The organism is Massilibacterium senegalense (assembly GCF_001375675.1).
Lineage (GTDB): Bacteria > Bacillota > Bacilli > Bacillales > Massilibacteriaceae > Massilibacterium > Massilibacterium senegalense.
Genome location: NZ_LN831785.1, coordinates 378796 through 391748, shown reverse-complemented (window position 1 = coordinate 391748; position 12953 = coordinate 378796). Strand labels below are relative to the sequence as shown.

15 protein-coding genes and 2 pseudogenes are annotated in these 12953 nt (G+C 33.6%); 9 read left to right on the top strand and 8 right to left on the bottom strand.

Annotation, left to right across the window (positions count from 1 at the left end):
- Window positions 1-376: 376 nt before the first annotated feature.
- The 6 genes from BN1372_RS02735 to BN1372_RS02710 all read right to left on the bottom strand — a co-directional run bounded on the left by BN1372_RS02735 (window position 377) and on the right by BN1372_RS02710 (window position 3114).
- A complete protein-coding gene (locus BN1372_RS02735) occupies window positions 377-1012 on the bottom strand; it encodes a CPBP family intramembrane glutamic endopeptidase (RefSeq protein ID WP_062197328.1) in 636 nt (211 codons plus the stop codon).
- Window positions 1013-1029: 17 nt separating this feature from the next.
- Window positions 1030-1326 (bottom strand): winged helix-turn-helix domain-containing protein, encoded by a 297-nt coding sequence (locus tag BN1372_RS02730; protein ID WP_062197327.1) that lies wholly within the window; start codon window positions 1324-1326, stop codon window positions 1030-1032.
- Complete coding sequence (locus BN1372_RS02725; RefSeq protein WP_062197326.1) at window positions 1319-1909, bottom strand: hypothetical protein; 591 nt, start codon at window positions 1907-1909, stop codon at window positions 1319-1321. Before BN1372_RS02725 ends, BN1372_RS02730 begins: the two co-directional genes overlap by 8 nt.
- 210 nt (window positions 1910-2119) lie before the next feature.
- Complete coding sequence (locus BN1372_RS02720) at window positions 2120-2392, bottom strand: DUF7788 domain-containing protein (protein WP_456085399.1); 273 nt, start codon at window positions 2390-2392, stop codon at window positions 2120-2122.
- A 114-nt stretch (window positions 2393-2506) separates the two neighbouring features.
- Entirely contained in the window at window positions 2507-2668 is a 162-nt protein-coding gene (locus BN1372_RS15805) for a DUF2828 family protein (protein WP_154662970.1), read from the bottom strand.
- A gap of 110 nt (window positions 2669-2778) precedes the next feature.
- The gene (locus BN1372_RS02710; protein WP_062197323.1) at window positions 2779-3114 is read right to left on the bottom strand and encodes a hypothetical protein; all 336 of its coding nucleotides are present in this window, start codon (window positions 3112-3114) and stop codon (window positions 2779-2781) included.
- A gap of 242 nt (window positions 3115-3356) precedes the next feature.
- On the opposite strand from BN1372_RS02710, the gene BN1372_RS02705 reads away from it, so the two are divergent.
- Window positions 3357-3587, top strand: coding sequence for a helix-turn-helix domain-containing protein (locus tag BN1372_RS02705; RefSeq protein ID WP_062197322.1), 231 nt, complete (start codon window positions 3357-3359; stop codon window positions 3585-3587).
- Window positions 3588-3671: 84 nt separating this feature from the next.
- On the opposite strand, the gene BN1372_RS02700 is transcribed toward BN1372_RS02705, so the two are convergent.
- Entirely contained in the window at window positions 3672-4235 is a 564-nt protein-coding gene (locus tag BN1372_RS02700) for a DUF1836 domain-containing protein (protein ID WP_062197321.1), read from the bottom strand.
- Window positions 4236-4378: 143 nt separating this feature from the next.
- On the opposite strand from BN1372_RS02700, the gene trhA reads away from it, so the two are divergent.
- The 8 genes and pseudogenes from trhA to BN1372_RS02655 all read left to right on the top strand — a co-directional run bounded on the left by trhA (window position 4379) and on the right by BN1372_RS02655 (window position 12153).
- Complete coding sequence (gene trhA, locus BN1372_RS02695; RefSeq protein ID WP_062197320.1) at window positions 4379-5026, top strand: PAQR family membrane homeostasis protein TrhA; 648 nt, start codon at window positions 4379-4381, stop codon at window positions 5024-5026.
- 160 nt (window positions 5027-5186) lie between these two features.
- Window positions 5187-5771, top strand: a complete 585-nt coding sequence (locus tag BN1372_RS02690; RefSeq protein WP_062197319.1) for a GIY-YIG nuclease family protein — start codon at window positions 5187-5189, stop codon at window positions 5769-5771.
- A 57-nt stretch (window positions 5772-5828) separates the two neighbouring features.
- Window positions 5829-6413: a DUF2238 domain-containing protein gene (locus BN1372_RS02685; protein ID WP_062197318.1), complete on the top strand. Its 585-nt coding sequence runs from the start codon at window positions 5829-5831 to the stop codon at window positions 6411-6413.
- A 148-nt stretch (window positions 6414-6561) separates the two neighbouring features.
- Window positions 6562-6955 (top strand): annotated as a pseudogene (locus BN1372_RS02680) (transposase); the annotation flags it as partial.
- Window positions 6956-7004: 49 nt separating this feature from the next.
- A complete protein-coding gene (locus BN1372_RS02675) occupies window positions 7005-7322 on the top strand; it encodes a hypothetical protein (RefSeq protein WP_062197317.1) in 318 nt (105 codons plus the stop codon).
- Window positions 7323-7839: 517 nt separating this feature from the next.
- Window positions 7840-8988: pseudogene (locus tag BN1372_RS02665) on the top strand (IS256 family transposase).
- 206 nt (window positions 8989-9194) lie between these two features.
- On the top strand, window positions 9195-9911 hold the full coding sequence (locus BN1372_RS02660; protein ID WP_062197315.1) for a DsbA family oxidoreductase: 717 nt from the start codon (window positions 9195-9197) through the stop codon (window positions 9909-9911).
- Window positions 9912-9993: 82 nt separating this feature from the next.
- Window positions 9994-12153, top strand: a complete 2160-nt coding sequence (locus BN1372_RS02655; RefSeq protein ID WP_062197314.1) for a DNA topoisomerase III — start codon at window positions 9994-9996, stop codon at window positions 12151-12153.
- A gap of 179 nt (window positions 12154-12332) precedes the next feature.
- Here BN1372_RS02655 and BN1372_RS02650 read toward each other — a convergent pair whose 3' ends face one another.
- The gene (locus BN1372_RS02650; RefSeq protein ID WP_062197313.1) at window positions 12333-12830 is read right to left on the bottom strand and encodes a CarD family transcriptional regulator; all 498 of its coding nucleotides are present in this window, start codon (window positions 12828-12830) and stop codon (window positions 12333-12335) included.
- Window positions 12831-12953 lie beyond the last annotated feature (123 nt).

The window sequence follows — 12953 nt, the reverse complement described above, 5'->3', positions numbered from 1 at the left end:
ATAGAATAATAGAGGGAATACTCGCCTATGGTAAAATGAAAAATAGTAAAGATGGGGGAGAGGATAACGTATAAATGGATATTCAGAAGAAAAAAATCATTAGTTACGATAAATAGGTTAGTAGTAATAATGATTTTTGTTTCTATAGGTTTTGTGTCAATCAAAACAGTTTACTTTCATTGGAACTCGTATTTGTTGCTGTATTCATGCGACGTTTTTTAGGAGCAGGCTGGCTGTTATCGGTTCTTTTGATTTTAAAATTCTACCACATTTAAGAAATTATGAAGGAGATAAAGCAGTAAGCTCAACTAAGAATCTATAATCAAATTCACTTTCTTTCATATTCATTATCTTAAAGTTTGCTAAATTGAACATATTAGTTGTCATTATTTTCGCTTTTTTTTACCCTACTGTTCCACTTTCCTGTTACGGCAGAAAGTATAAGCCAAGGTTCAATGAATAAATTAATCAATATATGAGCCACAATTGGTGCAAGTATATTACGATCAGCTATAATGTACAAAATGGCTAGTAATCCACCAAGAACGGTAGTTGACAATATCACTGGAAGAGCAATTTTAAACTCTCCTCTAAGAAGAATCCATACTCCATGTGCTAAACCGAAGATAATGGCTGAAGTTAATACTTGTATGGTTATTGAATAGTCTAAACTCATTAGCCAATCCATTACTATTTGCCTGAATAAAATCTCCTCTAAAGTACTAAAAATGAATGCAGCCCATATACCAATCACTTTAAGCCAAGAAAATGTAAACAAGTGCTCATGAACAAAGGGAATAACTTTAGCAGTATACATAATATAGACAATGGCAATTACAAAAGTAAATATCCAAACTGTAGGGTTATTAAATGCATCGGAATTAATTCCTAATCTATGCTTGATAAATTGTTGAGGGTTTCCTAAATACCAAAAGAAAATATGCACGGTTAAAGCAATGGATGGAATTCCTAAAACCAACCCTGCAATCGTTTCATCTTTTCGATTATACATATATAACAACTCCCATTCTACTTACTTATATTTAAAATTGATTCTAGTGATTTAATATATTCTCTATAAGCGTGTGTACCTATGTCTGTAACGGTTACAATTGTTTTAGGTCTTTTCTTTACGAATGTTTTTTTGATTTCTATATAATTTGCGTCTTCTAACTTTTGTAAATGAGAACCTAAATTTCCATCAGTGATTTCTAAGGTTTTCTTTAGAAAAGTAAAATCGCATTCTCCGTATGTCATCAGCAGACTCATAATCCCAAGTCTTACTTTTGCATGAATTAAATCATTCAAATGTTTTAGCTTACTCATTTTTAATCCCTTTTCTATTTAGCAAAATTCCAGTTAATAGTAGGCATCCTCCACCTAAAATTGCAAAGATTATATACATATAATCTGATAAAAATGAGTAAGTAGCAGTTCCAAGGACAATCAACCATAAGCCCATGAATAAGATTGTCCTTGTTAGAATAATACCTAATAATATATACAAAATAGAAATCAATAAAAAACTGTACAAGGCAAGATGATGAAATGAAAGTGGCAATAATTTAGAGCCAATAAGAAAAACAAATATATAAAAGATAAACAAGAATCCAATCCATAACATTTTAAATTGATTGTTCAAGAATTTGGGCATAGGGTAGTTCTTTTTTTGTTTTAAAAAGATTATGCCAGAGAAAAACCAACCAACTACTGCAAGTAAAATCCAAGCTGTATTAATTACCGACATTGAACTAGTAGAACTAATTAAAAAGCCAATAATCCATATACATCCCCAAACAATAAAGTATGGTGCTGTTTGTTTTCCATAATCTTGTTTGTGATTTATTAATGTTTTTATATGGGACAAATTTTCTATAATATCTTCTTTATCAATTGGTTTTTTTTCCAATTTAACTCCCTCCTTAAGAGTACTCTGTAATACAGAGTATAATACAATTTTACTTTAAAGTAAATAAGTTTTAATTAAGAAGAACTACTTGATATTATGCCATATCTTGTAATTATGATAGTTTTATAAATTTTACACGATAATCCGAATACCTATGTTTTTTGCTGTTTGAAAAAGATCAAAAACTGCCCCTAGATTTGTATTCATTTCTCAGTTAGCTTGACAAATAAATTTCGTTTTACTAACAAGATTATGACCGATAATACGTATTAACTCTGGGTGATTTGAAAAAGGTATAAACGTATTGTCGAACGTGTTATGTTGATTTTTTTCGGCAATGAACATACTAACAGCTACTTCTAGAGGTTTCCCATGCATTGAACCAGATACATCGATAATAGCCAGGGTGTTTTCACTGAAATCAGCCCAATCCTTTTTGTACGTTTCCCACCTTTCAATTAAAAATGTTGCTTCTTGCTTCATTTTGCAATGGATTGCTTTTGAAATGATTTGGCCTGAGATGAGCGTCTTTGTATGCATTGTTTGTTTGCGGAGATGGGCATCTTGGATAAAATCAGCAAATCGCTTTTCGGCATTTCATAAAAATGCTTGTCGATATTTTAGCATCACTTGTGAAGGAATGGCAGGATAAGAAATGGTATTCCATTCTTTCCTAGACATTTTTTGTTCTACAATCCCAATCTTTGTACAAAGGGAAGACAATGTTTTTCGATATTGTTTTGGTTTTACCTTTTTCAAACTTACACTTGGTAACCATTTTGCAAGCAAAGATGGTTGTTATACAAGTATATCTTCTTGTAACTGTTTCGTAATGAGATGTAAAACAGCTTGAAATCAAATAAATCATCCTATCGTCCAAGTGTCGAAACGAGGTGAAGATTTTTTAGCAATACTTCTTCGGCAATTGTTGTTAAATGTTGTAGAATTAAGCAGAAATATCGTCTTTCTCCTAATCCTTCGCGAATATGATGAATGAAAAACAGTAAGCGTAACGCGCTCCGTTTATTTTCCACATACGCTGTTTCAAACAAGCTGTTATGCACTTTCTCATGGGCATAACGAATAGGGCCTGCTGCTGCAAGATAATCTACAAGGAAACCGTTTGACGTTTGGTACATTTTTGCACCGTTTGTCGTGTAAGACACATTCATGTCCTTTTTTATGTAATCCATAATGGATACCATAAAAAATCATCCTCTCTAAACACAACGTTTTTAAATAGTGAATAAAAATTGATGCTAGATGGAACTGGATATAAAGGAACTCAACAAATAAAAATGGATGAATATATTGGGTAAAATAGGGTGTTGCTATAGATGACTTTTTAAAAGATGCCAATAAATAGTATGTCTATTTAAAATCTATTTTTTCAATAAACGTGTAAAATGATAACAGGATAGTTTAGTCTAGGAAGGAGTTGTCTTTTGTGTATTTAACGGTAAAAGAGACAGCGGCATATTTAGAAATGCCAGAATCATATATTGTACAATGGATTCACGAAAAACGAATTCGAGCTGTCTTTGATGGAGAACAATACTTAATTAATAAAGAACAGTTTAATCATCATTTAAAACAAGTGGAAAACATGAAGAAGCAATGGGAAGAATGGCTAACTGAACCTTTACCCGAAGATATCGATGTGAAAGATGAAGACTAAAAAAACTTCAAGAGTTTCTCTTGAAGTTTTTTGGGTGTAAAGATGTTTTCTCTACGTAGCAAAATGGTGTGCGGGGCATTACGATTATGATTGCTCCATTTCATCTACTAGTTTTTCGGCTAATCGGCGATAAAAATTACTCATCGTGACTAACGACGACAGCAATAAAAGATTGAATAACTGTTTATTTTCGATACCAGTAGTTTCTTCTTCTATTTCTTGTACTTTTTGTTTCATTTCTTGTTGAAATTGTGTGACATTTTTTTCTGTTATGTTTAAATAATGTTGATAAAATTCCTCTAAATGAAATGTTTCATCTTTCTCTACAGCTTCATTTAAAGGTGTTAAAGACGTCTTAATGTCATTAATAGAAAGTGCCCCTTTTAATTGGTAGATGAAACTAATTAACATAATATGTTCTTTGGAATATTTTTTATTTTTGATTGGAAAAAATAATTTCCCTTTTGCATAATTGTTGATCATCGTTTTTGTTAATACCTTTTCATTTTCATTTCTTGTGGTGTTATGAAAAGTATTTTCAAAAAGCTGTACGATTTGGTCTACATACAAATCAACATTCGGGATATCTTCCGTGTTAATTTGATTGTGTAAATGTAAGGATTCCATTAATGTTTCAATTTCTTTCATCAAATTTCTCACCTTTGTATATTAGAATGTATGTTTATCGTATTATGAAATATGTAAAATGTAAACCTTGACCGGATGGGGTAATGCACGTATAATTATATGTAGTTTTAAAAACTACATATAATTATATAAGGGGTGTTAATATGAATACCTATATAAGAGAACCGGTAAATGCTTTTACACATTTAGGTGGAGCGGTGTTTGCTTTTATTGCTTTACTTGCAATGGTTGTAAAAGTTTCGATTCAAATGCCTTCTGTGACGTCGATTTTAGCAGTCATGTTATTTGGAATAGGGATGATGGCATTATATACAGCATCTGCTGTTTACCACGGAATAGTGGCGGATGAGCGGTTGATTGCTTTTTTGCGAAGAGTCGATCATGCAATGATCTTTGTATTAATTGCAGGTACGTATGCACCATTTTGTTTAATTACATTGCAACATGAAAACGGTTGGTTATTATTTTGGGTTATTCATCTTGCCGCATGTATCGGTGTTATTTTTAAAATGGTATGGTTTAACAGCCCTAGATGGTTGTCGACATTAATTTATATTCTGATGGGTTGGTTCGTCGTCATTTTCTTCGGCCCATTATCGATGAATCTTAGTACAAATGGTATTGTTTTATTAGTCGTAGGTGGTATTTTTTATACCATTGGTGGAATGATTTATTGGACAAAACCAACATGGTTAGAATTTAAACATATTGGTCATCATGAAATTTTTCATATTTTCGTATTGCTCGGTAGTTTGGAACATTTTTTATGTGTGTATGTATATGTCATTTAAATGTTTTCGTAAAGAAAGATTAAGGATAAATGTATGGAAATCCATATATTGATTCTTAATCTTTTTTTACTATCTATAATTATGATAAAATTACTATAAATGACGATACGAATGTCATGGTTAAAAAGGATTGTCTCATTATACGTAGGAGGATAGAAAAATGAAGAAACATTTAGCTGGATATATATACATTGTATCTAATCCGAGTATGGAAGGACTAATAAAAATTGGCCATGCATCAGATGTGAAATCGAGAATCCATCAATTAAATAAAGTAATTGAAGTCCCCACTCCGTTTCAATTAGAATTTGAGCAATTTTCGCATGATGTAAGACAAGTAGTATTACTCATTCATAGTGAGTTGTACGATGCAAGAGTAGACATTATGCGTCCTTACTTTTCAGTGGAAGTAGGAAAAGCGGTGGAAATTGCGAAAAATATGATTCACAAAGTAGAGGAAAATCCATTGTATTTTCAGGCGCTATTTCCTGAAAATGACCAAAAGTGGGATGAAAAAACTGCAGTACAAGTTGTCAGTCTTTATAAAAAAGTACCAGACATTAAGTTTGTTTCCTCTATTATTGGTCGCTCTTTTATGGAAGTAGAATTATTTTTAAATTATATCGGCGTGTTACATACTACCGAATTTTCTAAATTCATTCCTTATTTTAAAGGCATACCGAGGAATTGTTATCAAGAGGGAACGTTTGATAAACTCGTGAATAAAGTAATGGTGAAAGTATAAACGTTCGTTTGGTATAATACATACTAATTATGGTATCTAGTGAAAGAAGGGAAAGTGTTGAAAAAAATAAAAGGTTCCATTTTAACGACCGTGATGTGGTGGAGTGTGACGTCCGTTATTACCATTTGGAGTTTCTATCTATTTTTTGACGGAAGAACACAAAAAGCATTTATGGGTGTTTTAACCATCGTTTCGCTAATTGTTTTAGCGTATTGGCAAAGGAAAACACGTCATCCTTTTCCACCTTCCTTTATGGGGATGATTTATGCTTTTATTTTTTTATCTGTAGGGATTGGAACGTTTAGTGGTGGCTATCAAATTCCTCATTTTGATGATGTGCTTCACTTCTTTTCCGGTTGTTTTATTAGTTATGGGGCCTATATTCTTTTTATGTTTATCGTTGGTGAAGACGCTGGGAACAACATCCCAAAAACGTTTATCGGTTTATATTTGATTACTTTTTCTCTTGCTATTGCGGGATTTTGGGAATTATTGGAGTTTACTGGAGATCGTCTTTTTCATTTTACGGCTAGTCGGGGATATGAGGATACGATGGTTGATATGATAGATGGCTTAATCGGTGGAACGATAGTAGCGATTTTTTTAACTAAAAAACATGGTGAAAATAGAAAAAAAGTTTGAAAAGGATAAGCAGGGGAACATGATAGGTGTTGGAAAAAAGTGAGAGTATAAAATATTTTGTGTAAATGAAAAATTTCATGTAAAAAGGAAGACCCTTTCTCGGTAGCATTAAGTCACCACAACTAATCCCAGAAAAGGGATTTTTCCTATGAATCCGTTTACAACAGAAATAGTCGATGCTCTAGTAAAAAAACAAGATATTATGGAAGTTTTTCGTAGCCATTTAGAAACAGCTATTAACTCACTATTAGCGACAGAATTAACTGCTTTCCTTGATTACGAAAAGTATGACCGTATCGGTTTTAACTCAGGTAATTCGCGCAACGACTCTTTAAATATCCAGATTCCTCGTGATCGCAATGGAGAGTTTAAACAACAGACTGTAGCGCCATATAAACGCTCTAACGACACGTTAGAGTCTACTGTTATCCATCTTTCCAAAGGGCATTACGATGTCTGAAATCTCGAATTTGATTGAGAAAATGTACGGTCATCACTATACACCACAAACCATATCCAATATGACAAAAGCCGTGTCTGATACTAAAGAAACTGCCATTTACTCCTTTACATACAGTTGAACTGGAACAAGTGGAAAAATTACAGGAATGGGGAAAAAACGCTGTTAAATTAATAAAAAAACAACATGAGAGTATGGAACGAAAGGACGAAGAAATAAAAAGGCTGCGTGATCTCGTAAAAATACAAAATCAAGAAGTTGATATGCGTGTAAATCAAAAATTCCATAAAAAATTGAGTAAAAAAGAACAAACAATAATTAATTTGAATCAAAAGAATGAGAAGCAGAGTGAGCGAATGTTGTCGCTTTTTGATAAAATTCAAAATTTAACGAAAAAAATAAATAAAAATCGTGGCATCCCCTTAGTCTTTAGGCTTAATTTTTTCTAAATAAATAAAGGATATTGTAAAAATTATAAAAATTACAAATCCAATTCCTAAACCAATTCGGATATATAAATCGTTGATAAAAATAATATTTATGATTAGAAAAGGGACAAAAGAAATTGATCCAGCAACGGTTTTTTTGTATTTTTTTTTCAGTTTTAGATAATAAAAAATTAGTAAAGCTGAAATTGATGTTATTAAGAATATCAGTACGTTTTTATATTCATGAGGTTGAGTAACTAAGTCAGAATATAATCTTGTCGCAAAGAAGATTAAGATAAATATAAAAAAAATATTTAAAAAATATTTTTTTATTTTCATAATATAACACCTTTCTTTTTATTTTTTTACCTTATTTCTTTTTATAACTATTATACATTTTTTAATATTTTTTGTAAAATAGTTATAAAAATGAGATTATAAAATATTTTGTGTAAATGAAAAATTTCATGTAAAAAGGAAGACCCTTTCCTAGTAGCATTAAGTCACCACAACTAATCCCAGAAAAGGGATCTTCCCTATGAATCCGTTTACAACAGAAATAGTCGATGCTCTAGTAAAAAACAAGATATTATGGAAGTTTTTCGTAGCCATTTAGAAACAGCTATTAACTCACTATTAGCGACAGAATTAACTGCTTTCCTTGATTACGAAAAGTATGACCGTATCGGTTTTAACTCAAGTAATTCGCGCAACGATTCTTATTCTCATACACTTCACACAGAATACGGTGATTTAAATATCCAAATTCCTCGTAATCGCAATGGAGAGTTTAAACAACAGACTGTAGCGTCATATAAACGCTCTAACGACACATTAGATTCTACTGTTATCCTTCTATTCCAAAGGGCATTACGATGTCTGAAATCTCGAATCTGATTGAGAAAATGTACGGTCATCACTATACACCACAAACCATATCCAATATGACAAAAGCCGTGTCTGATACGGTAGAAGCATTTAATAAGCGTCCTTTACATAATCGTTATGTGTGCGTGTACTTGGATGCTACCTACATTACTGTTCGCCGTGATACTGTAGTCTATATTGCTATTGGTATCTGTGAAGACGGCTCAAAGGAAGTTTTAGCGTATACCATTGCTTCTACGGAGCCAGCTTACAATTGGTAGGAACTTTTAGAAGAATGAAAAGAACGCGGCATCGAAGATGTCCTGCTATTTGTTTCTGACGCTCTAAAGGGGATGGTTGACGCTGTTGTCACTGTGTTCCCAAAAGCCAAATACCAAGTTTGTCTTGTTCACGTGGCACGTAATATCACCAAGCAATCTGTGATGATTTTAAAGCTATTCCTTAAGCGACAGACAGAGAAGCTGGGCAAGCTGTACTAAACGCTTTTTGAGAAAAATGGAAAAAGCAATATAAAAAAGTGGTAGACGGCTTATCTGAAAACCCATATTTACTTACATTTTATCCTTTCCCTAAAACTATTTGGCGAAGTATTTACTCTACGAATTTAATTGAGTCGTCTAATAAGCAAATTAAGAAATATACAAAAAGAAAAGAACAGTTCCCGAATGAAAAATCACTGGAACACTTCTTAGTGACGCAATTTGAAGTTTACAATCAGTGTAATGCGATCTGCGGTCATATTGGTTTTAACAAAACACGTGCAGCAATCAAAAGGATGTTCGAGGAGTTACATACATAGGGGGAGTAGGACGCACCAGCGCGAAATATCAAAATCAATCCTTCGAACAAGTTCAATTCAATACAGAAGTGACATTCTACCTAAAAGGGTTGAAAAGTCATTTATACAAAAATATTGATAGTACCGAAAAAGTTTCGGTAAGGCGCCTTTTTGTTATTCTATGATACAATTATAGATAGGTTATACAAATAAAATGAGGTGTTGAAATGAAAATCGAAGTATGGTCTGATTTCGTATGTCCATTTTGTTATATTGGGAAACGACGATTAGAACAAGCATTAGAAAAATTCCCACATCAAGATAAAGTGGAAATAGAATATAGAAGTTATGAATTAGACCCGAATGTACCTGAAAATGTTCCGCTATCTATTCATGAATCATTAGCAAAAAAATATGGAATGAGCGTAGAAGAAGCGAAACAAATGCATGAAAATATTGGCGAACAAGCAAAAACAGTTGGGCTAACGTATAACTTTGACGGAATGAAGTCAACGAATACATTGCATGCACACCGTTTAGTAAAATTTGCAGCGACACATGGAAAAGAAAAAGAAATTACAGAAAAACTTTTGCATGCTTATTTTGTGGAATCTAAACATATAGGTGATATCCAAACGTTAGTGGCGATTGGGGAAGAATTTGGATTAAATCGTTCCGAATTGTTATGTATGTTAAAAGATGACAAAGCATATGTGAATGAAGTACGGGCCGATGAACACATGGCACAACAAATTGGTGTTCGAGGCGTTCCGTTTTTTGTGTTTAATAAAAAATATGCACTTTCTGGTGCGCAACCAGTGGAAGTGTTTTTAGAAGTACTACAAAAAGTGTGGCAAGAAGAAAATCCATCTGGTCCGTTACAAGATTTAGGAGAGCAAGCACCAGGTTGTACAGATGGAAGTTGTGGGTTACCGAATCAATAATGATAGACCGTTCCGCGTCCATGGTGGAACGGTTTTTTTACGTGATATAATAAGGAAATAGCGACTAGAAAGGATTGTGACTATGGGAAAAACAGTAGTATTAGCAGAAAAGCCATCTGTTGCCAGAGATATTGCAAGGGTTCTTCATTGTAATAAAAAAGGGAATGGTTTTTTAGAAGGAAAAGAGTATGTTGTTACATGGGCGTTAGGGCATTTAGTAACGCATGCAGACCCTGAGGCATACGGAAATCAATATAAAACGTGGAATTTAGCGGATTTACCACTAATGCCAGACCCGTTAAAAACGGTTGTGATTAAAAAAACAGGAAAACAGTTTCAAAACGTCAAAACGCAATTAAATCGTAAAGATGTACAAACTATCGTGATTGCGACGGATGCAGGCCGAGAAGGCGAGCTTGTTGCTCGGTGGATTATCGATAAAGCACATGTGAAAAAGCCAATGAAACGGTTATGGATTTCATCGGTAACGGATAAGGCGATTCGCGATGGTTTTCGTCAATTGAAAGACGCTCGCCAGTATGAAAATTTATACCGTTCGGCAGTGGCACGTGCGGAAGCGGACTGGCTCGTTGGTATTAATGCAACACGTGCATTAACGACGAAATTTAATGCACAATTATCGTGTGGACGGGTACAAACACCAACGCTTGCAATCATTGCGAAACGAGAAGAAGAAATTAAACATTTTCAACCGAAAAAATATTTTGGCATTACAGCTGTTGCTGGAGAGATAAAATGTACGTGGCGAGATGCGAAAAGCAATGATACAAAAACATTCTCAAAAGAAAAACGAGATGACTTATTGCGACGATTACGAGGAAAAGATGCCGCCATTCAATCGGTAAAACGAACAGAAAAAAAATCGTATGCTCCAGCATTATATGATTTAACAGAACTACAACGGGATGCACATAAACTTTTTGGATATTCTGCAAAAGAAACGCTCTCTATTATGCAAAAGTTATATGAACGTCATAAAGTAGTCACGTACCCGCGTACAGATTCTCGTTATCTTACCAGTGACATCGTCGCAACGTTAGAAGAACGTGTGCAAGCAGTACAAGTGAAGCCGTACGCTCCTTTTGCTACTAAAGTAATCAAAAACGGTATAAAGCCAAATGGTTCGTTTGTAAATGATCATAAAGTAAGTGATCACCACGCCATCATTCCGACTGAACAAACACCTTTATGGATGGAATTATCAGATAAAGAACGACGTATTTATGATTTGATTGTGAAACGATTTTTAGCGGTATTGATGCCTCCTTACGTGTATGAACAAACGGTAGCAGAAGTGAAAATTGATGGAGAACGGTTTGTTGCAAAAGGAACTGTCATTAAAAAATTAGGATGGAAAGAAATATACGGAAAAGAAATAGAGGACGAAATGTCGTTACCAAACGTCCGAGAAGGCGACACGTTGCCTGTATTAACACTGACCGCAACAGAAGGAGAGACAACACCGCCGGCTCGTTTTAATGAAGGAACATTATTATCTGCCATGGAAAACCCGACAAAATTTATGGAAACAGAAAGCCAGGCATTGAAAAAATCATTACATGAAGCAGGTGGTCTTGGGACGGTTGCGACACGTGCGGATATTATTGAAAAATTATTTCATACATTTGTAATAGAGAAAAAAGGAAATGACATTTGGTTAACATCGAAAGGGAAGCAGCTGTTAGACTTAGTACCAGAAGATTTAAAATCACCAGCGTTAACGGGTGAATGGGAGCAAAAGTTAGAAGCAATCGCGAAAGGAAAGCTAAAACCAGAGCTGTTTATGAAAGACATTTATGCTTATACAAAAGCTGTGACACGTGAGATTAAACAGAGTGATAAGAAATTTAAGCATGATAATATTACAGGTAGTAAATGTCCAGAGTGCGGGAAACTGTTGCTTGAAGTAAACGGAAAACGGGGAAAAATGCTCGTTTGTCAAGATCGTGCTTGTGGATACCGGAAACATGTATCAAAATTAACGAATGCTCGTTGTCCGAACTGTCATAAGCGATTAGAATTACGCGGAGAAGGGGAAGGACAAATTTTCGTTTGTTCTTGTGGTCATCGGGAAAAATTATCTACATTCCAAAAACGGAAAAAGCAAAATAAAACTAGTAAAGCATCCAAAAGAGATGTACAAAAATATTTAAAACAACAAAAACAAGAAGAACCGATGAATACTGCTTTAGCAGATGCGCTAAAAAAATTAAAATTTTAACAAAAGCACATGATAGATCATCCGCCTATCATGTGCTTTGTTTTTTCATGTATAAAAAAATCCAAACGTTGTTTCGTGAGAAGAAGGAATTGTTGTAGGATGGTAGTAGAAATGGCTAAGTGTAGAAGGGTTAAATAGAGGAATGATTCTACTTAAAACCTTCCATTTAGGTTTGACAATTATGCTTCGATATTTTGTATTTTAAATAACGAAATTACTTGATTTTCAGGAATTTTTTTCACTAATGAAAATTCACTAATAAGAATTTTTTTAGCAGTATCGAGCATTTTCTTTTCGCTTGCATTTAAGGTTCTTTTTTTGTTGCTATGAATTAAGTCACGAACGACTTCTGCACATTCGTCAATGTTTCCTGTACTTATTTTTTTTAAGTTCATATTGTAACGTTGTTTCCAAGGGAGTGATTCGTCTGGTTCTTCGTGATGAAACGTATAAAGAACGTGCTCTAACGTATTTTTGTCCACAACGGATCGAATGCCTGATTCTTCGACTTTTTCCATTGGAATCATTACGTTCATGTTGCTAATCGGAATATTAATCACATAGTATGTCATTTTTTTACCGAGAATTTCTTTTTCTTCTATCGACTCAATAACTCCAGCGCCGTGCATTGGGTAAACAATTTTATCACCAATCTCAAACAAATGATCCACCTCCATTTGTGTATACACCCCATTATATCATACATTTTTAAAATAGTAAAATTTATTATTTTATCATGGTTGTTTTATCTTTGTCAATAAAGAAATCTTAAATTATCTGTGGGTATATGTAGCTAAAAT

Excerpts from the sequence above, each read along its gene's own strand:
- BN1372_RS02735 (WP_062197328.1), bottom strand. The coding sequence starts at position 1,012 with ATGTATAATCGAAAAGATGAAACGATTGCAGGGTTGGTTTTAGGAATT.
- BN1372_RS02730 (WP_062197327.1), bottom strand. The coding sequence starts at position 1,326 with ATGAGTAAGCTAAAACATTTGAATGATTTAATTCATGCAAAAGTAAGA.
- BN1372_RS02720 (WP_456085399.1), bottom strand. The coding sequence starts at position 2,392 with ATGAAGCAAGAAGCAACATTTTTAATTGAAAGGTGGGAAACGTACAAA.
- BN1372_RS02710 (WP_062197323.1), bottom strand. The coding sequence starts at position 3,114 with ATGGTATCCATTATGGATTACATAAAAAAGGACATGAATGTGTCTTAC.
- BN1372_RS02700 (WP_062197321.1), bottom strand. The coding sequence starts at position 4,235 with ATGAAAGAAATTGAAACATTAATGGAATCCTTACATTTACACAATCAA.
- trhA (WP_062197320.1), top strand. The coding sequence starts at position 4,379 with ATGAATACCTATATAAGAGAACCGGTAAATGCTTTTACACATTTAGGT.
- BN1372_RS02690 (WP_062197319.1), top strand. The coding sequence starts at position 5,187 with ATGAAGAAACATTTAGCTGGATATATATACATTGTATCTAATCCGAGT.
- BN1372_RS02660 (WP_062197315.1), top strand. The coding sequence starts at position 9,195 with ATGAAAATCGAAGTATGGTCTGATTTCGTATGTCCATTTTGTTATATT.
- BN1372_RS02655 (WP_062197314.1), top strand. The coding sequence starts at position 9,994 with ATGGGAAAAACAGTAGTATTAGCAGAAAAGCCATCTGTTGCCAGAGAT.
- BN1372_RS02650 (WP_062197313.1), bottom strand. The coding sequence starts at position 12,830 with ATGGAGGTGGATCATTTGTTTGAGATTGGTGATAAAATTGTTTACCCA.